Below are 23,499 nucleotides of genomic sequence, written 5' to 3' on the forward strand. Positions count from 1 at the left end.
CGCCTCATTATAACATCCTATAGTTGAAATGAATTTAGGGCAGGCATGACTAACAACGATATTGGGAGTTCGGGCAGTTTTGTCTGGTCGATTGCAGAACTTCTCCGCGGTGATTTCAATCAATCCGAGTATGGTAAGTTCGTGTTGCCCTTAGTGGCGTTGCGCCGTCTCGATTGCATCCTGGCGCCGACCAACGATGATGTGCTCTCACTCGCTGAGACGTTCCCGGACGATATGGACGAGATCGCCCGGTCGCAGATTCTCTACGCGGCCAGCGGCGTGTCTGACTTCAGCGCCAATGGGACAGATTAGGAAAGAGTAACATCTTGGCATCTGACAGCCTCAATTCTCTTGAGAGGGAAATGCAGTCCATATGGACTGCAAAGGACGCGACTCCATTCGTAGCTGACCTAAATCTACCCGAAGATCTTTACGCCTCCGCTTGCCGAGCCGCACGCCAATACTCCATAAACATGCTCTTGGCGAAGTTCCCGACCCTCGGTGTCTGGTCCGTGCTCTACCCTCTCTCAAAGAGCTACACCGCCCGAGATCGGGAGATCTACTCACACCTTGAGAAGTTCCTCGGCGAAGCGATCAGCGGCGAGAAGCGTGCAATCATGAAGGCGCGCTTTATCGCCGCCGCACAGCGCATCGGTATTCCGGTCAAGAACAGCACCGACCCTACCGTGGTCTTTTTCTCGCCCCTCGGCGCACCTGACCCGCAGCACCAAAATCTGGCCAGAGCCTTTTTGTGGACAGCATTTCGAAAAGGACCACCCGCGACCGAAGACACGGTTGCTTCAAGGCATTGGCAAAGACTTGCGGTAGCCAACTATTGCGCCGGTCAACCGCGCCTTGTCGCCCCAATTCGCTTCGATGAATCCGCTCACTATGCGCGCCGATTTGACGCTTGGCGCCGCGGAGAAGTCGGTGCAGGCCCAGGAGAAAGATCACTCTTCGAGGCGTATGACGAGTTTGCCCGGCGCATTGGAAAGAAACGATCTGATTTTGTCGGACCTCCGTCCGTCATCTGGCATCGAGATGGACTTGGCCTTTTGCCCGAGATTTCATCGAAATCGCAATCCATCAAAACTGGCCTGTTCCCAATACAGATCCCGGGAGGAAAGCGCGCCTCAATTGACGCCCCATGGCCAGAGGCACTCAAGTGGAGTGCAGGCTCCGCAACTATCGACGTTGCCTTCGCTCCCACAGAAACAGAAGTCCTGATCTTCGATGCTGACAGTGGGGCGCTCCTACATCTCATCGAAGAAACGACCCGTAAGATTGAAGTTGCTGCCACACGCCTGGTTATCTTGAGTAAGATGCATTTCAGCGCATCCGAATTTGGAGAAGCAATCCCGACCAAAGATCCGACGGTTTTCTCTGCTTGGGTAGATCTTGGCGAAACTCTTTCGTTTGGGGAGAGGTCGCCCTTGGAAATTGCATCTCCAATCGATACGGCCATCTGGTTTGATGGAACGGTCATCGGCAGGAACGGACAAAACGCGCTCTATGCAAACGACCTTACGATTTACGTCAGGCTTGATCCCGAAATCGGCGGAGCTGAACGAATCCTTAGAGCCAGGATCGGCGAGACCTCAAGATACAGTCGAATATCGATCGAAGGCCAAAACGAGGCGCGCGTTTCTTTCTCAAGCCTCAATTTCGATCCTGCGGCCGATCCGGGAAAAGCTACTTTCGAAGTCTTGGTCCCGGGTGCCGCCGGCGACACCAACGCCCGCGCGGACTTAAAGGCGACCTCATGGGTTTGGCCTGCTGCGATGCCACCAATGGGAGATCTCGAGAACGTCAAGGTTCCATCGAATTACCTGCCAGCCAGAAGCTCTGGCTTGCATGTCAATTCCTTCGAACGGCTTTCCGTTGATCCGAGATCCGAAGCCGAAACTCCAATTCTTGGATTGTCGCTCGAAGAGCAGGCTTACGAATTCGACCTTACGGCAAGGTCCGAAAAGCTCTGGCATTTCCGGATCTCGACGAACGATCAAGTCTTCGTTCCGAAAGGGGGGACCGTGGCGCTCGGTTACGACAACCGCCACGATACGCTCCGACTTCGCTGCTTTGACAGAAATGCAGACTTGATCGTCCTCGGACGCCAAATAAATCGTCCGTTCATTCAGCGACAAATCTTCGAAATCGGAGCCGAGAAGCTCGAAGAGGATACAGGAGATGACCGGATCGCGATCCGGCGTGCCGATGGGACGCTGGATCTCCTTGCGCGCCTTCGACGCGTATCGGACGCGGGCTCCTTGAGCCTGCACGAGACGGCAGAGGAGATCGTGCTGACGCTGCGGCCGACTGCGGATGCAGACGCCTTGCGTGTTAATGTCGAGGCAGCCGGAAAAGATACTGTTATCGGCGATTACGCCTTTGGGGTGATGCCAGCCTCCCTTCCGCCTCTTCCTGCGGTCAAGGCTTTGCGCGACCAGGGCACGAGAGTCATTACTGTTCGTGTCGACAAAGGTCGGATTACTGGACCCGCAAGAATTACCTTCGAAACCTTAGACCCAAACGGTGTCATCGAGCCTGTGAAAGATGGATCGCGCGCTCCGGTTGCAGTTGGCATCGCTGGATCAATCGCGAAACCTGACCGAAACACTGTCGTAAGACTTGCTCAAATGTTGACGCATCCGGAGCCTGATGCATTGGGTGGCCAGCTGTCGGCGTCGCTCTATTCCGTTTACGCTCATGCCTTCGAGACTTTCGCTCAAAACAAGATCGTGGGTGCCATCAAGCCCGTGTTGAATGTCACTCGACCCGAAGGTAGCATCGCTCGTCATGACATCGTCGGAGTGGCGCCTTGGGTATTCGAGGCTGGAACTCATGCCCTTTCAGGCCTTTCGGTAGGCACCGGCTTTTCAAGTCTCAATCTCATGATGACTATCGAGGCGCCCGATCCTCTCCCCGACCTCATGACTGAACATCCCTTGCTGGCGTGGCTTGAACGGTTGCAAAATGACCCTGACATTCCAGACGCTCTGTCAGCGAATGCGCTACGCACCGCATTTGTCGATCTACGTTTCCGCTTGAGGGAAACAGACATCGGGGATCTCGTAGGCGGCGGCGCCCTTGGAAATGCATGTAGGATCATCTGCGAAGCCCACGCAGAGAACCTGAATGATCTTAGGGCCTTCGACATCAATGGAGGCGGTGATCCGACTCCAGCCAAGATCGCAATCCAGGTCGAGCGCTTTGCTCGCGCCTGCGCCGAGAAACGCTCTGAGGCATTCCTTCAGAATATGATTTCGAGAACAGGACTGTCGCGCCAAGACATTGGTTCCGCTATGACCATGATGCTTCGCGCCGGTGTTCAATTCTTTGTCTATTTTCGCGCCCTGTGGGGCCATGCGACCACCCAGGGAGCGTCTGCCTAATGACCATTCTTGATCCGAACGCCTACCGCGAAGATCTCAACCGAACTCTTGCGCGCTTCGTGGCAACTTCATCTCCGATCAACGAGATCCGAGCCCCGAAGCTTGCGGAACAGCTGCGCGAGAAGGTCAGTCGCCTCACCTTTGTCAAAGGTCCATACGTCGAAACGCTTCCGGACTTTGAAAAAGGTCGCAGCCTTGCGCAGCTTCACGGTGAAGGGCTCTTGGACCCCAGGTGGATCGACTTTGCCCAGAACGAGCCGTCTGTGTGGGATCGTCCACTTCATGCTCACCAAGAAGAAGCGCTATTGAGAGACGAAAACTATCTCGTCGCAACCGGCACAGGCTCGGGTAAAACGGAAAGCTTCCTTTACCCAATGATCAATGACATCCTCAAAGAGGGAGATCTTGAACGACCCGGCGTCCGTGCGATCCTCGTTTACCCACTCAACGCACTGGCTAATGACCAACTCGGTCGGATCGCCCAGCTCCTTTTCCGTGACCTGGGCAATCCGGGCATCACGCTAGGCCGCTATACCGGACAGGTGAAATCACATTCAACGCGGGAGCAAGAAGTCACGAAGCTTCGCGAAACACCCAGCTTCCAGCAGGCCTTTGGAGAGGACGCTGATGTTCCACTGAATTGGAAGCTTTCGAGGCTGGAGATGCGCCAGTCACCTCCGCATATCCTCATCACGAACTATGCAATGCTGGAGCATATCCTTCTCCTTCCGACGAACCGACCGCTTCTTCAAAATGCGCGACTTAGCCGGATCGTTCTCGACGAAATCCACACCTATACGGGCGCTCAAGCCATCGAAGTCGCCTTTCTCTTGCGACGACTGAAGGCTCACCTTGAGATCCCGGACGGCCAAGTGAGATGCATCGGCACATCAGCATCTCTCAATCCTAAGAGAAAAGGGGAGCTTTCGGACTTTGCTGAGCGACTCTTTGGAGAGCCTTTTGCCGGCGAGCGGGCTGTGATCACTTCGCAAAGGAAGTTGCACCCGAAACTGTCAAAACCCGCCTCTCCCAGCGGCCTTAGCTTTGAAGACTGGGCACGAGCATCAGACCTCGCCAGTATGGTTCGAGAAGTCGCACTTACAGACAGCCCTATGGACATAGAAGGCTGGAACGCCGAAGCCGAATTCCTCGGCTTAGACGCCTTGTCACTCGATCAGGCACAGCTATCACTCGGTGATGCGTTGATTGAGCGCCTCTCCGACTTCAATGAAGTGCACGTAATTGCGCGCCGCCTCGAGGGTGGCTCCATCCCCCTCACGCGGCTTGCCGAAGACGTTTTTCCAGATGCGGGCAAAGGCGCAATTTCTGCGCTGGTCGGCTTGATCTCCATCGGCGTTCTTGCTGTCAGTGAAAGCGCCGCCGTCTTTCCGCTTCTCCCGGCTCGATACCACCTGATATCGCGCGCACCAGACCGAACAGGTGTGTCCCTCAAGGCTAATGATAGCGAAAGCCTATCACAGGTCATTATCGGCGCAGAGAAAGATGACGAAGATCGACCCGTCTTTGAGCTCTTCGTTTGTCGGAACTGCGGTGAGCCTTACATTGAAGCTTGGGATGGTCCTACGCATGTCGAAGCAACCCCGGGCAGCGGCCCACGTCGGCTGTTAAGGCTGGTGCCTGGCGGGAAGGCCGTGGAGGAAGATGACGAGGACGACACCTCGACTGACGAAGATACGCCGCACATGGTCTACTTTGATCCTGCTTCCGGCCTTCCGCTTGAAGAAGAGGCTGCTGGCGCAGTCGCGCTCGAGAATGTCGAACTGCATGAAGATCCCGACGATGGTCGCCGCTACATGCCGCGCTGCGTCGCATGCCACCATCGTTCGTCTCGTTTTCCCGAGCCGATCACGACCGTCAGGCCGGGCGACGAAGCCCTCGCTGCTGTTGCTGCCCAGTCAATTCTTGAATCGATGCCGAGCCGAGACTTCGGCACCACCCCCCCGATGGGCGGGCGCAACCTGCTGGTCTTTTCAGACAACAGGCAGGACGCCGCGTTCTTCGCGCCGTTCTTTGAGCGCACATCTCGTGAACAAGCCCTTCGCAGCGCCATTCTGCGCGCCGTAGACGCCAACGGCGAAATTGATATAGATAACCTCGTCTCCGCTGTTCGAAACGAACTTCGAAAAGACGGGCTAAGACTGTATCGACCAGGCGTTCTACCCGAGCTTGAATCCGGAACAAATGAAATGCAGCGCCTTAAGGCCCTGATCGTGGCTGAGCTGACAACCCTCGGGCGCGGTCGACTTGGGCTTGAGGGGTTTGGACTCCTCGGCGTCAACTATGATCACCTCGATCGTGCTGTCTTCGCTGTAGAGAAGCACCTTCCGGAAAAAATGAAACCCTTCGCGGAAGCTTACGTCCGCTATCTCCTGAAAATGATCAGAGAGCATCGTGCCGTCTCCGATCAAGGGTCAGGCATGATTGATCTCGTCGATGAGTCGATCTGGACCCGAATTGCAGCGCAGCAAACACGCTGTTTTACCCGGGATAAGAACAGCAGAGCGACAACCGCGATAAATCTCATCCCTGCGGCAAACCGGCCAAACCGCTTTACTGCACTTCTGAAAAAAATGGCGACCGCAACAGGCGAAGCCATTGATGACAACCAAATACTCGATGTTCTGACGGCTTTCTGGAAAGTGATGGAAGGGCCCCGATCTATCGCTGCACGCCACGGAGTCGGTCGCGGCCTGAAATTTGGGCCCGGTATCAAGGTCGTTCCCGGCAGAGACGTCCACCTTTATCAATGCGTCAAATGTGGCAGTCGAACACAATTCGACACCGCGGGCGTTTGTCAGTCTATGGGCTGCAAAGGAACTTTGACCGAAATCACCGCTGAAGATCGCGCTGATCTTTTTGAGCAAAACCACTATGTTGCGCGCTACCACGAGCACCCGATCATGGGGATCGCGCGCGAACACACTGCGGCAATTGCTGGCGAAATCCGAACCTCGATCGAAGAAGATTTCAAGATCGGAGAAGTGAATCTTCTTTCCTGCACCACGACGATGGAAATGGGCGTCGATCTTGGTGATTTGGAAAGTGTTCTTTGCAAGAATGTTCCACCGTCTATAGCAAGTTACCAGCAGCGAGCTGGTCGGGCAGGGCGCCGCGCACAGGTTGCCCCGATCGTTCTGACAACCTCACGGTCGGGCCGATACGACCGCGCGGTCTTCGAGCGGTTTGAAGATTATCTCGCCGAGCAACCTCGTGTGCCATACCTCAGCTTGGACAACGCAAGCTTTTTTCAACGCCACCAGCTTTCAATGCTTTTGGCAAAGTTCCTCGAGCACCGGCTTGCGAACTACCAAAGGAGTGGATCTCCTCAACTTCGCGACGTCTTTGCTGCCTCACTCACCGACGACGCGCGAGTGGCGTTCGACGAAAACTTCAACTCTTGGCTCGACAACGCAGATGAAGATGTTGAAGCGGCGGCAGCCTTGGGCAAACGACTTCCTTCCGCACATGCGGACATTGCGCTCGATGCCGAAGGCTGCCGAAAAGAGCTGCGCAAAAGAGTGATGCAATTCGCCGACGCTGTCTGGGGTCGCTGGGCCATTATGCAATCCGGCATCGACGATCTCGAGGAGGAGCGGGAACAACTCGACTCCAATGACTCGGCAGGCTTCACGCGCATTGGTCGATATCAGGAGGCGCTACGCACCCAGCAGCGCCTCTACATTGGGCAATTCATGATCGATCAGCTATCGCGACGCGCGGTTATACCGACTTATTCATTCCCTGTTCACTCGGTCTCCTTGGAGGTCCTGAATGCGGCGGGGCAGACATCCGATACGTCCGTCCTCGAACTCGATCGCGATGGTGCCATTGGAATCTCTGAATACGCTCCAGGCTCGGAAATTGTTGCGGGCGGCCGCGTTTGGATCTCTGACGGCATCTCCAAACGATCCAAGTTTACAGGCGACGATGCCTTTATCGAGAAAGCCCAATACCGCGTTTGCGACGTGTGCAGGTCGCCTCAGATTACCCCTCAGCGCGTAACCCCCGACGATCACTGCTCTCAATGTGGCGCGCAATTTTCGTCTACCAATAGAAAACGTGATTTCATTAAGCCACACGGATTCCTGACGTCTGTTCGCGATGGTCAGGGCCGAGATCCCGGCGCCAGTCGAATTCGGTCAACTGTGTCGGAAGAAGCTCTCCTCCTCACTGAAGCCCCGATCTCAAGCTACGTGCCAACGGACGTGCCGGGGATTCTGACCTTCCACGCGCCCGGTTCCAACCGGGCCGACGATCAACTGGGGCGCATCATCACGGTCAACAAAGGTCGGCATGGGGGCGGGTTTGCATGGTGCCCCAGCTGTGAACATGCTGTTCCAGCAATGAATGCAGGACCTAACAACGCATGGCAGCAACCCATGGTCCTCGAGGCGCACACCAACCCACGAACCGGCCGGGATTGCCGATATGATCCGTCTTTCCAAGTCTGGCCAATCGATCTTGCGCATGTCTTTGAAACAGATGTGCGCGCCATTCTGTTCCAGGGAACTCCCCATGATCCGAATGGGGATCTGATTAACTCGACGAAAATCGACCGCACACTGCAAGAGGCCCTTCGTCTTGGTGCTGCCGAACTACTCGAGACGGACGCGCGAGATCTGCGGGCTATCGTTCAAAGACTCGATGGCCATCTCGTAATCGTGCTCTACGACACTGTTTCCGGCGGTGCTGGATACTCAACTCGATTGACACAAGAGGATGGCTTCCAGTCTGTCGACCTCTTTCTCGCAGCCCGCGAGATCTTAAATTGTGAGAACCAAGACTGCGTGACAAGTTGCACGCGATGTCTCAACGATTTCTCTAACCAAAGACTATGGTCTGAGTTCGAACGGCGCCCAGCCCTTGCATGGATTGAAGCAATCCTACTCGAAGCAGGCGTGCAGCTTACGCAAAGCTGGAACAAATAGGAGATCGAACATGCCAGAAGACACGCCGCAAAACAAACCATCGTTCGCTCTCACAACCGCGTCTGAAACCATTTCGTTTGCTGGTATCCCTGCTGCCGTTCAAATGATGAGCACATGGAGGCCGGAGCACTGGGTGTCGCCTGAGAGTTTCAGTGGTTTCCCAGTCCTTGAAATCTGCCCCGATGCACCGGAGTTTTTGGCAGAAGCGCGCCATTTCACCAACCAGGACCTGAAGACAATTGCGGCACTGATTGAGGCTGATTTCGACCCGAACGAGCCGGCAGATCTTTATGAAGAGTTGCTTTATCGTATCCAAAACCACCCTTGGGTTTTTCCCATCCTTGAAACGATAGTGATGCAAAAACGAGGCTCACAAAAAGGCCCAAGATCCAGGAAGAGTGGACCAAAAAAGGGCGTCATTCCGAAACTTCCGTTGTCAAAACTGCGCCTTGAAGCACATCCGGAGCTTCATAACCGTGTTCATGAGCTCCTACTTGAGGACGTGCCTCCTGAAGTTGCAGTAGGGTCTTTCTGCGAATACGCGGTCATGAACTACTATCACGCGCTTACCGACCCCGGATCATTTGAGGAGCTATACGAAAAGGCCCTCAATATTATCACCTACCGCGGACCAACGGATTGGGTTGAAGAAAGACTGCCGAATGTCGAGGATGGATTGCATTGGCTCGGCTTTTCGGAGGAGCTTCTTGGTCTCCTTGAAGTCGAACCCGAAGCGCACTCCATCTTGATTCTTGGCCATCTTCACATAGCAATCCAAGGGTTGGCGGAGGAGATCCAAATCGGTTCCGTCATGAACACTGAAAGGCTCGAGGCCATTTCCGAGCTGTCCATCGCCGCTCGCGAAATGCAGGATGTCATCACCGAGGAAATGTCGGAGGATGTTGAAGAACGCCTCAGGACGCTTGGAGCTATCAAAGAAGGCGACGACGTCGCGAGGATCGCCCGACCAATTGCCGGCATTCTCCTGTCCGACAGGTTCTATGACCTCATCCTCAGCCGCAAAGAAAAAATCTCGGCGACCAACGACCAACTCGAAGCTTTGGGTAAAGAAATATCCGAGGCAACGGCCGCTAAGAAATTTGCTCTGATCGGCGAGCTCGCCATTCAAGCTGAAGAGCTTGAAAATAAGATCAACCGAATGAAAGATGCATATCAGCCCATCCTCGAAATCTTCCGGTCTCTCGGTGACGAAAAACCTGATCGGTTCATGTCCTTGTTGGAGGAATACGATCCGGCTATAGATGCTGACACATTCGATGAAGATTTCGATCCTTCAGATTATCCGGAAATCTTCGACAAGATCCGCGAACAAAGTCTGCTTCAGGCTAAGACTGAAGCCCAAGAGGATGGAAGCGAAGAAGACGGTGCAGGGCAAGAAAACCCAGAACCCATCGCCGACGACGACAGTGATCCTGAGGACAACGTAGACCAAACTGAAACCGAGTTGTCTGATGCGAAGGAAGACGACCTACTCAGCGACACGATCGATGAAGATACACACTCGACTGAAGATCAGTTGACGACAGATGTCCCCTCGTTGGACGTTGACACAAAATCATCTCACCCCAATGCCGACGAGGAAGACGCAAGTTCCAGCTCCGTCTTGGTCGATATCACCGACGAAGTCAGCGCGCCTGACGAGCTTCCCGAATGGCAATTCAAAGAACACCTCGACCAAGAGGAAGAGACGAACTCTCCGCTCCTTCAGCCTGCGCCCATTTCTAACGACGCGTTCGCATCTCTCATCGACCGCGATTTCATCGCAATCGCAGCACATGCCGCAGAAGCTTATGAGCAAGAGGGGATGGCTCTTCCGATCCCTGCTGTCGCCCTGCGTGTCGCCGCTGCAAGTCGCGCTCCCTACCGCGGGTTTGGCCCTGATCTCCAGAAGTTCAATGAGCACGTCGGGATGGCCACCTCGGCCTCACTCTCTGATCTTGCCTCCGTTCTTGTCCTCGGCTCTATTCTGCGGCCCGCAATTCTCTCGAAGGATACGACACTTCGCACGCAAGTCTCCGATCTCTGCAAAGGGACCCTTGGGCAACACTTGGTCGAAGTAAACGAAACCGTCTCGAGGCTCAGCTTCGATTACCCTCCCAGCCCTGATGTTCTCGCCGAACTCTCCGGGCAGCCGGGGGCTCCCGAGAAACAGCGCCTCACCGATCGGCTGGAGAAAATTTGTGACGCTCTTCGTCAGAAAACATCGAGATGGCCTTTCGCCACCGAATTCATGCACTACGTCGTCTCCCAAAATGGTGAACTCGGAGCAGCCGTTCGGGCAATCGCAGAAAAAGACCCGGCGGCTCCAAACTTGGTCCGTATTGCCATCAAGAACCTTCGCGACGCCCAATCCATCGAAGCTCTCTCAGAGACATATGCATCTGAAAAGGGATACAACGACCTCGTTCTCTATTCGAAAGGGGTCGAATACCTCGCTCGTCAGTTCGACGAACCGGTGACACTACTAGAGCGCTGGAATGAAGCAACCCATTCCAGCGGAGAGCGCGGCCAGCAGTCGGAGGAACGCGCAAAGCTGACGACGGCCACACTCCGCACGCAGCTCAAAAAGGCCAAGGATGGTCTTGAGGCTGAAATTAGCAGCACTGATGATCCGCTGATTGCCGCCATAGCGACCTGGATCGGTGATCAGATAAACGAGACCCGCGAGGCGCTTCTTGGGCGAGATACTGGTCGGTTCTCAACGCTTGACGGTGCACTCAACGCCGAAATGGACCTGCTCCCTCCGGTTGACCGGGAAGCGCTATCCGAATTGGAAGCGCGCGCCGAAATCTACACACGGGTTCTGTCTGAGGATAAAATCCTTGGACAAGAGGATGCTATCAAGCGCGCCTGCTCAGAGGGTGCGTTCGATTCCGCATATCGCATGGTCGATCAATTCGATGTCTCGTCCGAAGGGGAAATCCTACAAACGGTAACCGAATTCGTCGAATTCTGGCGGCCTAAAGTTGAACTCCGGAACCGGATGCTCACTGCACTCGAGAAGGTCGATTTCAAAAACCAAGAACAAATCAGTCGACAGCTGACATGGTGTAAGCTCACCCTCGAAAAAATCGACGGCCTGGCCGATGGTAGTGAAGTCCATGACATCACTGGGCTCGGCGACCGCCTTGGGCTTCTCGATCAATCGATCGAAGACATCAAGAATAGCATCCGCGACGGTCAAATCGCTCGCATCAATGAATACCGAAAGCCTGACAACGAGGACGATGTCGAAACTCTTCTCGGGAAGCTCGACGAACTCACCATCGAGGCGGTAGAGGACCGGATCGCACAGCTTAGGGATGGCCGGTCAGCGGCAGTGTTCGAGACTGACCTGCAAGGCCTTATCGGTGAATTCTCGTCCAACCTTCTTCCCTACGCCAGTTCTGACCAATGGCCGACCGGAGGTAAGGCTTTTAAAGAAGCCACCGCAATGGAGGGAAACCTCCTGTTTGCGGAGGAAGATCGTCGCGCTGCCACGATCAGCTTCATCAAAATGTATCGCGACCTGATGTTGGGCATGCGCACGAAAAAGCCGACTCCGGGGCAGATCAAGGAGCTTTTCGAAGAGATTGGATTCGAACAGGTCAACATATTCAAGATTGAGGAACTTGGCCGCAAGGGTTCCTGGAAGGGGACTTTTCATGGCCGTATCGTCTCGGATGGATGGTTCTTGCCGCCTGTGTTTGGCTCCAATGCAACGAGCGGTTACAGCTTCATTGTCGCGTCTCAAGAGACTCTGCCGGAGACGATCATTAAGGCGATCACAGCCTCCAGTAAGCCGGCAGTCATTCTCCTTTCCGGTGTCGCAGACACCTCGCGGCGGCGCGATATTGCGGAGCGTTTGCGTAGCAAAGTGATTCCGGCGCTCCTGATCGACGAGGCTCTGATCGCCTTCGCAGCGACCCGTCGTGATACCCGGGCCCGCACTGTTTTCGAATGCGGACTTCCTTATGGTCGCATCGAACCCTACACGACCGACGCCGGTCAGCTTCCGCCTGAGATGTTCTTCGGCCGTGAAGACGAAGTGCGCAAAATCATCGACAAGACTGCTGATGGGTGCCTTGTCTATGGTGGCCGCCAACTCGGGAAATCTGCGCTTCTCGCGCATGTGGCCCAGACTCAGCACGATGAAGCCGAAAAACGGTTCATCGTGAATCGTGAAATCAAAGCGTTGGGTATCTCTGAAAAAACCAACGAAATCTGGCGCCACATCTCCACGATGCTGCCGGACGATGTCGTAAAGCCGGACCACACTTCTGCGGATCTCGTCTCACGCGATATCCAAGCATGGGTAAACCGGCACCCCAATGGGCGCATCATCTGCATGTTCGATGAAGCTGACAACTTTATGACTCAGGATACACGCGATGATTACCCGCAGCTGAGCAAGCTGAAGGAGCTCATGGAGAAAACGCAGCGCGCCTTCAAGGTCGTCTTCGCCGGGCTTCATAATGTCCAACGGATGAACAAGCAGCCAAATTCTCCGCTCTGGCACCTCGGGGAGCCGATTTGTATCGGCCCGCTCAATCGAAACATCGATGACAAGCGCGCAGCTTTCGATCTGGTTGTATCTCCCATGCGCGCCGCTGGCTTCGCATTTGAGAACATGCAGGCCGTCGAGGAGATCCTGACCTGGGCCAACTACTATCCTTCCTTGGTCCAGGAATACATGAAGGGTCTTCTCTCGACCATGCACGGCCACGGTAGCGGAAAAACCTTCAAGCTCCCCGAGGGCGAGCCCCTCTGGACGATACCGTCAGAAGACCTTTTCGCTCACCGAAACTTCGAGCATATCGAAACCCGGATCCGAGAGAAGTTCCATCTTACCCTCAATCTCGACCCTCGCTACGCACTGGTCGCCTATACGCTGGCGCGCTTGATCTACGAGGGTGATGAGCGCCGTGCGCTCATCACAGGTCTTCCGACACGTGTGTTGATGGACGAAGCTTCTTTTTACTGGCCTAAGAACAGCGAAGCTCCGACACTTCCGTCTTTCGAGGCTCTCCTTGAAGAGCTCTTCGATCTTGGTGTTCTTGGTCGCGTCCCGGTTCCCGGCAGTGAAAACCGCTTCAATTATTTGCTTCGCACTCGGGAAGTTGCCGCGATGCTCGGCACAGGTAACGATATCTATCACGCTCTCGATGAAATCGAGAACAAGGACCCAACGATCAACTACGACAGCGCGACCCACCGGAGGCGCTACTCCGCCGCACCGAAACAGCCGGAAGATCAATGGCCATACTCGCCCCTCAGCGATTTTTTTATGGAGCGGCTCATCGACCCGAAAACTGCGGATCCGGTGCAGATCATTTGTGGCCTTGAAATTCTTGGAATCGGGAAGGTATCACAGGCACTGCGTCGTCTCGCCGAGGTTGGAACATTTCCTGGTGCCCGTGAGGACAAGATCATTGTCCATGAAGCGACTTCGATCAGTGATCTGCGCCGCATCGTCGAAAAAACGCGGGCGGAAAACGGCAAGCGCAAGATCCTCGTTTACAAAACCAACGATGCAACGGAAGCCAAAACGCTTCTCGACTTCCTCGAACGCCAGCCATCTGTCCTGAACCGCACCATCCGTCCAGTCATCATCATGAGTGCATCGGACGCTGAGCTGCGGTCTCTGGCCATTCGTCGACAAGAACAATCGCAATTCCTCACTCCGTGGGGCGCGGAAATGATCCGAGTTCACCTCGATAAACTTGAGCGGACCGATCTTGATATCGTCGATCTTCGCAACACCATCTTGACCAAGACTGGCGGAATTTCGACGGAGGTCACTCGCTTGGTTTCTGCCATGATCGTATCTGACCGGCCCGCAGAAGAAGCAAAAAACTGGGAGACAAAACCAAATTTACCCGACGGCTTCATGAGTAATTCGGTCGGCGTTGCTCTCTGGGTCCTGAGTGAGGATGGCGACTTTGCTACGAAGAACGAACTTCTAAAGGAATCGACAGGAACCGACTTCGAAACACTCGGTCCCGACCTCCTGGCAACAGGATTGGTTGCTCGAAGTTACGACAAGAAGACACAATATCGTCTGACAGCGTTGGGACAGCTAATCGTCGCGTCGAACGACGACTAACCACTACCAAAACGTGAGCAGTGCGACGCTCTGTTTGCTGTAAGTCGTTGATCTGCTCCCCAGAGAGCCGGCGATTATTGGTTATCGCGCCTACCGCAATCGCCCGCTCAGCCAAAGCCAGCGGAAGGACATGGTGGTGCTTGCGCACATTCGCGAGCAGTTCGCCCTGTCTGAGGGCAGCTATGCCTGTTCACATTTTGATAGGGAGGGGCGAGCAAGCTACCTTTTTCAGCTTCGAAGAGCCCTCTGTTAAGGTCAATTTCATAAGCACCTTCCAGCGGATACCAAAGATCACGCTCTTGTGAAGTATGTTTCAGTTGTCCGAAGTGCTCGTCGCTATAACGCACTCACACGATCAGAAAGGAGTGCACGAATTGTCACCGCCCTACACCCCCAAGACCCTCGCAGAGCGCTGGAGTTGCAGTTCTGAAACTGTCCGCCAGCTCTGCAAATCCGGCCAGCTCGAACATTTCAGAGTTCAGCGTCAGTTCCGCATCCCGGCACACAAAGTGGAGGAGTTTGAGAAGTGCAGGAATACAGTATCGGTCGGCTCAACGATCGGTTCGTCGTCGTCTGGTATGAGAAAGATGGACGCCGGCGCCGGTATCGTCTTGACGCGGACACCCTCGAACGCGCCGAAGCCGAAGCCCGTGACGTCCTGCTCGCACAGACAGCCGGAAAGGATGAACTGACCGTGGAAAGGATCTGGAAAGCCTACAGCGCGACTGTTGAGGGGCGGCCGGTGCATGAAAGCATGAATTACACCGGTCGCTCCGTCCTGCCCTGGTTTGGGGCCTTCCGCCCCGATCAGATCAGCGTGCAGGACTGCAAGGCCTATATCGCGGATCGCAGGCAGGCACGTATTCAGGACGGCACGATCTGGACCCAGCTCGGCAAGTTGCGGACCTGCCTGAACTGGGCCGAGAAGACCGGACTGATCGACAGAGCGCCCTATATCGAGCGCCCCAGTAAGCCGGCACCCAAGGAGAGGTATCTGACGCGCCAGGAGATCGCACAGCTTCTGTCTGTCGATTGTGCACCGCACATCAAGCTCGCTACTCGGCTGATGTTGTCGACGGCGGCCAGGGTGACGGCGGTGCTGGAGCTCACCTGGGATCGGGTGGACTTCGAGCGCAGTCAGGTCAACCTCCGCACTGGTGAGGGGCAGAGGAAGGGCCGGGCCATCGTCCCCATGACCGGGAGCCTGCGTGCGGCGCTCCTAGAGGCGCGGAAGGCGGCTTTGTCCGACTACGTCGTGGAATGGGCCGGTGGGCCCGTGAAGTCCATCAAGAAGGGCTTCAAGGCCGCCGCGATCGAGGCAGGTCTGCCTGATGTGTCACCGCACGTTCTGCGCCACACAGCGGCAGTCCACATGGCGGAGGCCGGCGTCTCGATGGAGGAGATAGCCCAGTTTCTCGGCCATTCGAACTCACGGATCACCGAGTCTGTCTATGCGCGCTACAGCCCGGAGCACCTGCGCAAAGCGGCCGACGCACTGGAGTTCGAGTAGTGCTCAGGTTCAATGAACCTCGGATCACTGTCTTACAAACAACAAAGGCGCCCTCAGGCGCCTTGTTTTTTTGGTCGGAGTGAGAGGATTCGAACCTCCGACCCCTGCCTCCCGAAGACAGTGCTCTACCAGGCTGAGCTACACTCCGACCGTGGCGCGTGATCTATACTTGCATTTTTGGATGTGCAAGGGGGTTTCCGTGTCGTTTGTGCGAATTGCCTTCGTCGTTCCCGGGCATCGGATCAGGTTAAAACACCAGTTTGATACAGTCGGATTTTGGTGCCACCGTGGTCCACAATTGGCCCGGGGGGCAACAGCGGCAGGCGGGTGGATCGGGCCAGGCTTGCGTTGCTGGTCACGATACCGATACGCCAGCCCTTGAACTTGGTTTGCAGTACCTTGCCCAAGCTGCCGTAAACGGATCGCAGGCGTTTTTCATCCCCGATCCGGGCACCATAGGGTGGGTTGACAATAACAAGACCTGCGGCATCCGACGGGGGTTTTATGTCGCTGACCGAGCGCGCCTGAAAAATGGTGAAATCGGCAACCCCGGCCCGGTCAGCGTTTTTGGTCGAGGCCTCAATCGCTCCGCTATTGCGGTCTGAGCCATGAAAAACGACGTCCGGTTTGGCCAAAGGTTGTTGCTGGCGCATCGAGGACCAGGCGTTGGGGTCAAAACTTGGCAGATTTTCAAAGGCAAAGCTGCGAGAACGGCCGGGGCGCAGCCCCAGCGCGATTTCGGCGGCTTCAATAACAAAGGTGCCAGAGCCGCACATCGGATCCAAAACTGGCTCGGACCCATCAAATCCGCACTCTCGGAGGAACATTGCCGCCATCGTTTCGCGCATCGGGGCTTTGGCGACAGCCGGTTTGTGGCCGCGTTTGTGCAAAGGCTCGCCGGAACTGTCGATCGAAAATGTGCACAGGTCCTTTTCGATGCGCAGCAGGACGCGCACGGCCGCATTGGGCGAAACCGGTGCGCCCAGAGTTTCCGTAATTGCCACTTCGATACGTTGCCGGGCGGCCCCTGCATGGTAGATTCGGGATTTTCGACTTGTCGCTTCGACTTTGACGGGCACATCGGGGCGCAAAAAATCGGACCAGGGAAATTTTCGGGCCCGTTTATCCAGTTGTGCCAAATGAACTGCGGGAAATCCGCCCAATCGCACCAGAACCTTGTTCGCACCGCGCAGACACAGGTTCGCGCGCCAGACTTCAGGCCAGCCGCCGCGACAGGTGACGCCGCCGGGTACCGGCTTTGTATCTGCGAATCCCTGCTCGACCGCTTCGGCATGCAGCGGGGCTTCAAGGCCGGGCGTTGCCACCAGAAAAATCTCAAAATCGTTGTTTGGTTCCATCCCGGGTGCTTACACCGGAAGTGTTGCGGGTGCGATATGCAATTTCAACAGGTTCAAAAGGCAGCCCTTCAAGTTAATTTGACAAAATATCGGCAATTTAGGCAGCAACGGGTTTGCGTTTGGCAACATCCCCGCGTAAAGGGACCGTGATCAAAACGAAGCTTGGAATGAAAACAGGTGCTATGCGCCTTTTTTGCTCTCAGGCTCCCACATGCAGATCGTTTTGTGCCACTATGCAGTGGTGGGAACGATGTGTTGCAGGAAAGAGGCTTGGAAGACAGTAGCGACATGCAAACTTTCAAACTGAAAAAAGGGTTGGAGCTGCCGGTGCAAGGCGCGCCAGAGCAGACGATCCAACCGGGTCCTGAATTCAGGTCTGTCGGGGTTTTGGGGGCTGATTATCTGGGCCTGAAACCGCGCATGCTGGTTCAAGAGGGTGAAGAGGTTCAGCGGGGCACACCGTTGTTTTGCCACAAGGACGTGCCCGAGGCGATGATGGTCGCTCCGCTCAGCGGCAAGATCGTGGCCATCAACCGTGGTGCGCGTCGGGTGTTGCAGAGCGTCGTAATCGAAGTCTCGGACGTCAACGACACAGGTCTGGATTTCTCGGCTGTGGGCAACGCCGATACCGCCGAGGGCGTGACCGAACGTCTATGTGCGGCTGGCCTGTGGACTGCTTTTCGCACGCGGCCCTATTCCAAGATGCCCGCACCGGGTACCAAGCCCACGGCAATTTTCGTGACCGCGATGGATAGTGAGCCTCTGGCCGCTGATGCCGCGATCATTATCCAGGATGCAGGTGACGCCTTTGCTGTCGGCCTGAGCGCAGTTGCCAAGCTGACCGAGGGCAAGACGTATCTGTGCCAAAATGAGGGCGCAGCCCTGCCGGGGGCCGACGTTCCGGGTATTGAAGCCGCAGCATTTTCTGGACCGCACCCCGCAGGCCTGGCTGGAACCCACATCCACTTCCTTGAGCCGCTGGCCGGTGAAAAGCAGGTTTGGACAATCGGCTATCAGGATGTCATCGCGATTGGCCGTCTGATGCAAACCGGCCATCTGGATCCGAACATCGTGGTTGCCCTTTCAGGCCCCGGCGCGCGTCAACCCCGCCTGATCCGCACCGTCATGGGGGCCTCGACCGATGATCTTACCCGTGACGAAATCAATGTGGACGGCACGGCCCGTGTAATCTCGGGCTCGATCCTGTCGGGCCGTCATGCAGAGGGGCCACAAGCTTACCTGGGCCGTTTCGCGCGTCAGATCAGCATCATCCGCGAAGACCATGATCAGCATACGTTGGGCTGGATTCTTCCGATGCCGTCGAAATACGCGGTTCAGCCGGTTCTTGGCTCGGCCTTTGCCAAGAAGCTGTTTGCATTCACGTCCAATCTGAATGGTGGACGCCGTGCGATGGTTCCGACTGGTACATTCGAACAGTTGATGCCGCAGGACTATTTGCCGACGCAATTGCTACGCGCTTTGCTGGTAATGGATACCGATACTGCACAGGCGCTAGGTGCGCTGGAGCTGGACGAAGAGGACCTTGGCCTTATCGGCTTTGCCTGTCCGGCGAAATATGAATATGGGCTGGCGCTGCGCGACTGCCTGACAAAGATTGAAAAGGAGGGCTGATCCGAATGGGTTTGCGCAACTTCTTTGACCGGATCGAGCCGAACTTTACTAAGGGCGGCAAGTACGAGAAGTATTTCCCCATCTACGAGATGGTCGAAAGCTTCGTCTACACTCCGAAAACCGTAACCTCCGTTGCACCCCATGCGCGGTCCTACGTGGATATGAAGCGGATCATGACATATGTCGTGATCGCCACGATCCCCTGTATCCTGTGGGGAATGTACAATACCGGCTTTCAGGCAAACTCGGCCATTGCCGCGCTTGGACCCGATTCAGCCACTGGCTGGCGGATCGCCATCCTGCAGATGTTCGGTATCTCGCTGAACCCCGCCAGCATCTTTGCCAATGTGATGCACGGGATGATGTATTTCCTGCCGATTTACATCGTCACTCTGGTTGCAGGCGGTATCTTCGAGGTCATCTTTGCGACTGTTCGCGGCCATGAAGTGAACGAGGGTTTCCTTGTAACTTCCATGCTTTACACGCTAATCTTGCCCGCATCTACGCCACTTTGGCAGGTTGCGTTGGGCATCATCTTCGGAGTGGTGATTGGTAAAGAAGTCTTTGGTGGCACTGGCAAGAACTTCCTGAACCCAGCACTCGTCGGTCGTGCGTTCCTGTACTTTGCCTATCCGGCGAACATGTCAGGTGACACGGTTTGGACCCCGGTTGATGGCTTTTCAGGCGCGACAGCTCTGTCGGTATCCGCCTCAGAAGGATATCAGGCGTTGGCCACCGAGGGGCTGACATGGTGGAATGCGTTTCTTGGTCAGATGCAGGGCAGCTTTGGTGAAACATCAACGCTGGCTTGTATGATCGGTCTGGCATTCCTGCTAACGACCCGCATCGCCAATTTCCGACTGATTGTCGGCTGTCTGGCTGGGACCATAGGTCTGACGCTGCTGTTTAACCTCATTGGGTCGGATACCAACCCGATGTTCGCGATGCCATGGTACTGGCACGTCGTCGTCGGTGGTTACGCTTTCGGTCTGGCTTTCATGGTGACCGAGCCCGTTTCAGCCAGCCATACCAACATGGGCCGGTATATCTACGGTGCTCTGATCGGTATCATGGTTGTGTTGATCCGTGTGGTGAACCCCGCTTTCCCCGAAGGCATGATGCTGGCAATCCTGTTCGGTAACGTCTTTGCACCGCTGATTGACTACTTCGTCGTTCAGGCAAACATCAAACGGAGGGCGCGTCGCCATGTCTGATACGCAATCCCCAGAACCCAAGGGCGCGATTGCCAAGTTTCTGGCGGCCTCGCCGGACTCGGTCGGTAAAACGATCTTTATCGCCGTCGCCGTTTGTCTGGTGGCCTCGATGGTTGTGTCAGCCGCAGCCGTTAGCCTGCGCCCGGTCCAGGAAGCCAACGCGCTGAAGGACAAGCAGATCAACGTTCTGCAGGTAGCTGGTGTTTATGAACCCGGCACCGACGTGTCTGAGGCATTCGCCGCATTCGAGCCGCACGTTGTTGAACTTTCGACGGGTGAGTTCGTCGACGACCAGTTCGATCCCGCGACATTCGACGACCTGGCCGCCGCAAGCGATCCAGAGCTGAGCGTCGCGCTGGACGATGACCCGGCTGGTATTGGTCGCAAGGCGTTGTACCGTGTTGTCTACCTGCTGCGCGACGAATCCGGCGAGTTGGACAAGGTGATCCTGCCGCTGCACGGCTATGGTCTGTGGTCGACGCTTTATGGCTTTATCGCGCTGAAAAACAACGGCAACGATATCTACGGCCTTCAATTCTATCAGCACGGCGAAACCCCCGGTCTTGGCGCCGAGGTGGACAATCCGCGTTGGAAAGCGTTGTGGAATGGCAAGAAGCTGCGGGACGATGCAGGTGATCTGCAGATCACAGTATCCAAGTCGCAACCTGCCGCTGGCCCCGACTTTTATGTAGATGCGCTGGCCGGTGCCACGCTGACCTCGGTTGGTGTTGATAACCTGGTGAAATTCTGGATGGGTGATGCGGGCTTCGCTCCGTTCCTGGCCAAACTGCAAGCAGGAGAGTTCTGATGTCCCAGACCAAGAGAGAGATGCTGGTCGACCCGCTTGTCGACAACAACCCGATCACACTGCAGGTGCTGGGTATCTGTTCGGCGCTGGCGGTGACCTCTTCGCTGCAGGTGTCCTTCGTGATGGCGCTGGCGGTTACCTTCGTGACCTCGTTCTCGTCCTTCTTCATCTCATGCCTGCGCAACCAGATCCCGGGTTCGATCCGGATCATCGTACAGATGGTGATCATCGCCTCGCTGGTGATCCTGGTGGATCAGGTTCTCAAGGCTTACGCCTTTGAGATTTCCAAGACCTTGTCGGTTTTTGTCGGCCTGATCATCACCAACTGTATCGTGATGGGCCGCGCCGAAGCATTTGCGATGAAGAACCCGCCCGTCGCGTCCTTCATTGACGGCTTGGGCAACGGAATGGGCTACGGTCTGATCCTGCTGCTTGTTGGCTTCATTCGCGAACTGTTCGGCAACGGATCGCTGTTTGGCGTTACCATTCTGGAAACCGTGAACAATGGTGGCTGGTACGTGCCCAACGGCATGCTGCTGCTGCCGCCGTCCGCGTTCTTTATCATCGGCTTGATCATCTGGGCCTTCCGCACATGGAAGCCGAACCAGGTCGAAGAGCGTGAATACAAAATTCAGCAGGTAGAGGCCCACTGATGGAAGGTCTGATTTCACTGGCCGTGAAGGCCATCTTTGTTGAAAACCTCGCGCTCAGCTTCTTCCTCGGGATGTGTACATTCATCGCCGTATCCAAGAAGATCTCGACCGCGCTGGGTCTGGGCATCTCGGTCATGGTCGTTCAGGCGATTACCGTTCCCACGAACAACCTGCTGCTCAGCTATCTGCTGAAGCCCGGTGCGTTGGCTTGGGCAGGTTTCCCTGATGTGGACCTGACCTTCCTTGGTCTGATCTCCTACATTGGCGTGATCGCGGCGATGGTTCAGATCCTTGAGATGGTCTTGGATAAGTATTTCCCGCCGCTTTACAACGCGCTGGGGATCTTCCTGCCGCTTATCACAGTGAACTGCGCCATCCTGGGTGGTTCGCTGTTCATGGTCGAGCGTGACTATAACTTTGCCGAAGCAGCCACTTATGGTGTGTCTTCGGGCTTTGGCTGGGCACTGGCGATCACCGCTATGGCGGGCGTTCGTGAAAAGCTGAAGTACTCGGATATTCCGGATGGCTTGCAGGGCCTTGGTATCACCTTCATCACCGCGGGACTGATGGCGATGGCCTTCATGTCTTTCTCGGGCGTGAAGCTGTAAGGAGGGACGAATGGAAACTTTTAGCCTAGGCGTCGTCCTTTTCACCCTGATCGTTGTCGCTTTGGTGGCCCTCATCATGGCCGCCCGTTCGAAACTGGTATCGACTGGCGATGTGAACATCACAATCAACGGCGAAAAAACCATTTCCGTTCCCGCAGGTGGCAAATTGCTGCAGACACTGGCGGCCGAAAAGCTGTTTGTGCCTTCTGCCTGCGGCGGCGGTGGCACCTGTGCGCAGTGCCGCGTGCGTGTTCATTCAGGTGGCGGTTCGATCCTGCCGACTGAAGAAAGCCATATCACCAAGCGCGAAGCGTCTTGCGGCGACCGCCTGTCCTGTCAGGTTGCGGTCAAGCAGGACATGAACATCGAAGTTCCCGAAGAGGTCTTTGGCGTTAAGAAATGGGAATGCACGGTTCGCTCGAACGAAAACGTGGCGACCTTCATCAAGGCGCTGACTCTGGATTTGCCCGAGGGCGAGGACGTGAATTTCCGCGCTGGCGGATACATCCAGATCGAAGCCCCTGCGCATGCGTTGAAATACACTGATTTCGACGTGGAAGAGGAATACCGCGAAGATTGGGACCGCTTCAATCTGTGGCAGTATGAATCGGTTGTGAACGAACCGATCGAGCGCGCGTATTCAATGGCCAACTACCCGGACGAAAAAGGCATGATCATGCTGAACGTCCGCGTTGCCTCGCCACCTCCCGGTTCCGAAGGTATACCAGCCGGTCAGATGTCGTCTTACATCTTCAACCTGAAACCGGGTGACAAGGTCACCATCTCGGGCCCGTTTGGCGAATTCTTTGCCCGCGACACCCAGAAAGAGATGGTCTTTATCGGCGGTGGCGCCGGTATGGCGCCCATGCGCAGCCACATCTTCGACCAGCTCAAGCGTCTGGAAAATCGCGACCGCAAAATCAGCTTCTGGTACGGCGCACGGTCCAAGAAAGAGATGTTCTTTGTCGAGGATTTCGACACTCTGGCCGAGGAATTCGACAATTTCGAATGGCATGTTGCCCTGTCGGATGCGCAGCCAGAGGACGATTGGAAAGGCTACACCGGCTTCATCCACAACGTTCTTTTCGAAGAGTATCTCAAGAACCACCCCGCACCTGAGGACTGTGAGTTCTACATGTGTGGCCCACCAATCATGAATCAGTCGGTCATCAACATGCTGCTGGATTTGGGCGTGGACCGCGAAGACATCATGCTTGACGATTTCGGCGGGTAAGAAATAAAGAACCGGCGCTCATACGCGCCGGTTTT

12 protein-coding genes, 1 tRNA gene and 2 pseudogenes are annotated in these 23,499 nt (G+C 55.7%); 13 read left to right on the forward strand and 2 right to left on the reverse strand.

Features of this window, described 5'->3' with window-relative positions; all coding sequences use genetic code 11:
- Window positions 1-45 precede the first annotated feature (45 nt).
- The 7 genes and pseudogenes from AC2FID_RS08530 to AC2FID_RS08560 all read left to right on the forward strand — a co-directional run bounded on the left by AC2FID_RS08530 (window position 46) and on the right by AC2FID_RS08560 (window position 15,957).
- Window positions 46-312, forward strand: a complete 267-nt coding sequence (locus AC2FID_RS08530) for a type I restriction-modification system subunit M N-terminal domain-containing protein (protein WP_496836355.1) — start codon at window positions 46-48, stop codon at window positions 310-312.
- 14 nt (window positions 313-326) lie between these two features.
- The gene (locus AC2FID_RS08535; protein WP_496836357.1) at window positions 327-3,392 is read left to right on the forward strand and encodes a hypothetical protein; all 3,066 of its coding nucleotides are present in this window, start codon (window positions 327-329) and stop codon (window positions 3,390-3,392) included.
- A complete protein-coding gene (locus AC2FID_RS08540; RefSeq protein WP_496836359.1) occupies window positions 3,392-8,341 on the forward strand; it encodes a DEAD/DEAH box helicase in 4,950 nt (1,649 codons plus the stop codon). Before AC2FID_RS08535 ends, AC2FID_RS08540 begins: the two co-directional genes overlap by 1 nt.
- A 10-nt stretch (window positions 8,342-8,351) precedes the next feature.
- Entirely contained in the window at window positions 8,352-14,447 is a 6,096-nt protein-coding gene (locus tag AC2FID_RS08545; RefSeq protein WP_496836361.1) for a hypothetical protein, read from the forward strand.
- A 43-nt stretch (window positions 14,448-14,490) separates the two neighbouring features.
- Window positions 14,491-14,631, forward strand: a pseudogene (locus AC2FID_RS08550) (IS3 family transposase); the annotation flags it as partial.
- Between the two features lie 124 nt (window positions 14,632-14,755).
- Window positions 14,756-14,956, forward strand: a pseudogene (locus tag AC2FID_RS08555) (helix-turn-helix domain-containing protein); the annotation flags it as partial.
- Between the two features lie 17 nt (window positions 14,957-14,973).
- Complete coding sequence (locus AC2FID_RS08560) at window positions 14,974-15,957, forward strand: tyrosine-type recombinase/integrase (RefSeq protein ID WP_496836363.1); 984 nt, start codon at window positions 14,974-14,976, stop codon at window positions 15,955-15,957.
- A gap of 71 nt (window positions 15,958-16,028) precedes the next feature.
- On the opposite strand, the gene AC2FID_RS08565 is transcribed toward AC2FID_RS08560, so the two are convergent.
- Window positions 16,029-16,105, reverse strand: a tRNA-Pro gene (locus AC2FID_RS08565).
- Window positions 16,106-16,199: 94 nt separating this feature from the next.
- Complete coding sequence (locus AC2FID_RS08570) at window positions 16,200-17,315, reverse strand: THUMP domain-containing class I SAM-dependent RNA methyltransferase (protein ID WP_496836365.1); 1,116 nt, start codon at window positions 17,313-17,315, stop codon at window positions 16,200-16,202.
- Between the two features lie 288 nt (window positions 17,316-17,603).
- Between AC2FID_RS08570 and AC2FID_RS08575 the strand changes: the two genes are divergently transcribed.
- Genes AC2FID_RS08575 through nqrF form a run of 6 tightly spaced genes read left to right on the forward strand, consistent with a single transcriptional unit; the run spans window position 17,604 to window position 23,464 of the window.
- Window positions 17,604-18,947 carry a Na(+)-translocating NADH-quinone reductase subunit A gene (locus AC2FID_RS08575; protein ID WP_496836367.1) on the forward strand — a complete coding sequence of 448 codons (1,344 nt, stop codon included), beginning with the start codon at window positions 17,604-17,606 and terminating at the stop codon, window positions 18,945-18,947.
- Window positions 18,948-18,952: 5 nt separating this feature from the next.
- The gene (locus tag AC2FID_RS08580; RefSeq protein ID WP_058277138.1) at window positions 18,953-20,161 is read left to right on the forward strand and encodes an NADH:ubiquinone reductase (Na(+)-transporting) subunit B; all 1,209 of its coding nucleotides are present in this window, start codon (window positions 18,953-18,955) and stop codon (window positions 20,159-20,161) included.
- The gene (locus AC2FID_RS08585) at window positions 20,154-20,969 is read left to right on the forward strand and encodes a Na(+)-translocating NADH-quinone reductase subunit C (RefSeq protein WP_496836368.1); all 816 of its coding nucleotides are present in this window, start codon (window positions 20,154-20,156) and stop codon (window positions 20,967-20,969) included. Before AC2FID_RS08580 ends, AC2FID_RS08585 begins: the two co-directional genes overlap by 8 nt.
- Complete coding sequence (locus AC2FID_RS08590) at window positions 20,969-21,622, forward strand: NADH:ubiquinone reductase (Na(+)-transporting) subunit D (RefSeq protein WP_058272101.1); 654 nt, start codon at window positions 20,969-20,971, stop codon at window positions 21,620-21,622. Before AC2FID_RS08585 ends, AC2FID_RS08590 begins: the two co-directional genes overlap by 1 nt.
- Complete coding sequence (nqrE, locus tag AC2FID_RS08595) at window positions 21,622-22,230, forward strand: NADH:ubiquinone reductase (Na(+)-transporting) subunit E (protein WP_058272100.1); 609 nt, start codon at window positions 21,622-21,624, stop codon at window positions 22,228-22,230. The genes AC2FID_RS08590 and nqrE overlap by 1 nt, the downstream gene beginning before the upstream one ends.
- A 10-nt stretch (window positions 22,231-22,240) precedes the next feature.
- A complete protein-coding gene (gene nqrF, locus AC2FID_RS08600) occupies window positions 22,241-23,464 on the forward strand; it encodes an NADH:ubiquinone reductase (Na(+)-transporting) subunit F (protein ID WP_058277141.1) in 1,224 nt (407 codons plus the stop codon).
- The last annotated feature ends 35 nt before the right edge of the window (window positions 23,465-23,499 follow it).

The organism is Ruegeria sp. CDSC068 (assembly GCF_059610545.1).

What these genes read in the sequence shown, in the direction of transcription:
- AC2FID_RS08585 (WP_496836368.1), top strand. Translation starts at nt 20,154, where the DNA reads ATGTCTGATACGCAATCCCCAGAACCCAAGGGCGCGATTGCCAAGTTT.
- nqrF (WP_058277141.1), top strand. Translation starts at nt 22,241, where the DNA reads ATGGAAACTTTTAGCCTAGGCGTCGTCCTTTTCACCCTGATCGTTGTC.
- nqrE (WP_058272100.1), top strand. Translation starts at nt 21,622, where the DNA reads ATGGAAGGTCTGATTTCACTGGCCGTGAAGGCCATCTTTGTTGAAAAC.
- AC2FID_RS08530 (WP_496836355.1), top strand. Translation starts at nt 46, where the DNA reads ATGACTAACAACGATATTGGGAGTTCGGGCAGTTTTGTCTGGTCGATT.
- AC2FID_RS08580 (WP_058277138.1), top strand. Translation starts at nt 18,953, where the DNA reads ATGGGTTTGCGCAACTTCTTTGACCGGATCGAGCCGAACTTTACTAAG.
- AC2FID_RS08570 (WP_496836365.1), bottom strand. Translation starts at nt 17,315, where the DNA reads ATGGAACCAAACAACGATTTTGAGATTTTTCTGGTGGCAACGCCCGGC.
- AC2FID_RS08540 (WP_496836359.1), top strand. Translation starts at nt 3,392, where the DNA reads ATGACCATTCTTGATCCGAACGCCTACCGCGAAGATCTCAACCGAACT.
- AC2FID_RS08590 (WP_058272101.1), top strand. Translation starts at nt 20,969, where the DNA reads ATGTCCCAGACCAAGAGAGAGATGCTGGTCGACCCGCTTGTCGACAAC.
- AC2FID_RS08545 (WP_496836361.1), top strand. Translation starts at nt 8,352, where the DNA reads ATGCCAGAAGACACGCCGCAAAACAAACCATCGTTCGCTCTCACAACC.
- AC2FID_RS08575 (WP_496836367.1), top strand. Translation starts at nt 17,604, where the DNA reads ATGCAAACTTTCAAACTGAAAAAAGGGTTGGAGCTGCCGGTGCAAGGC.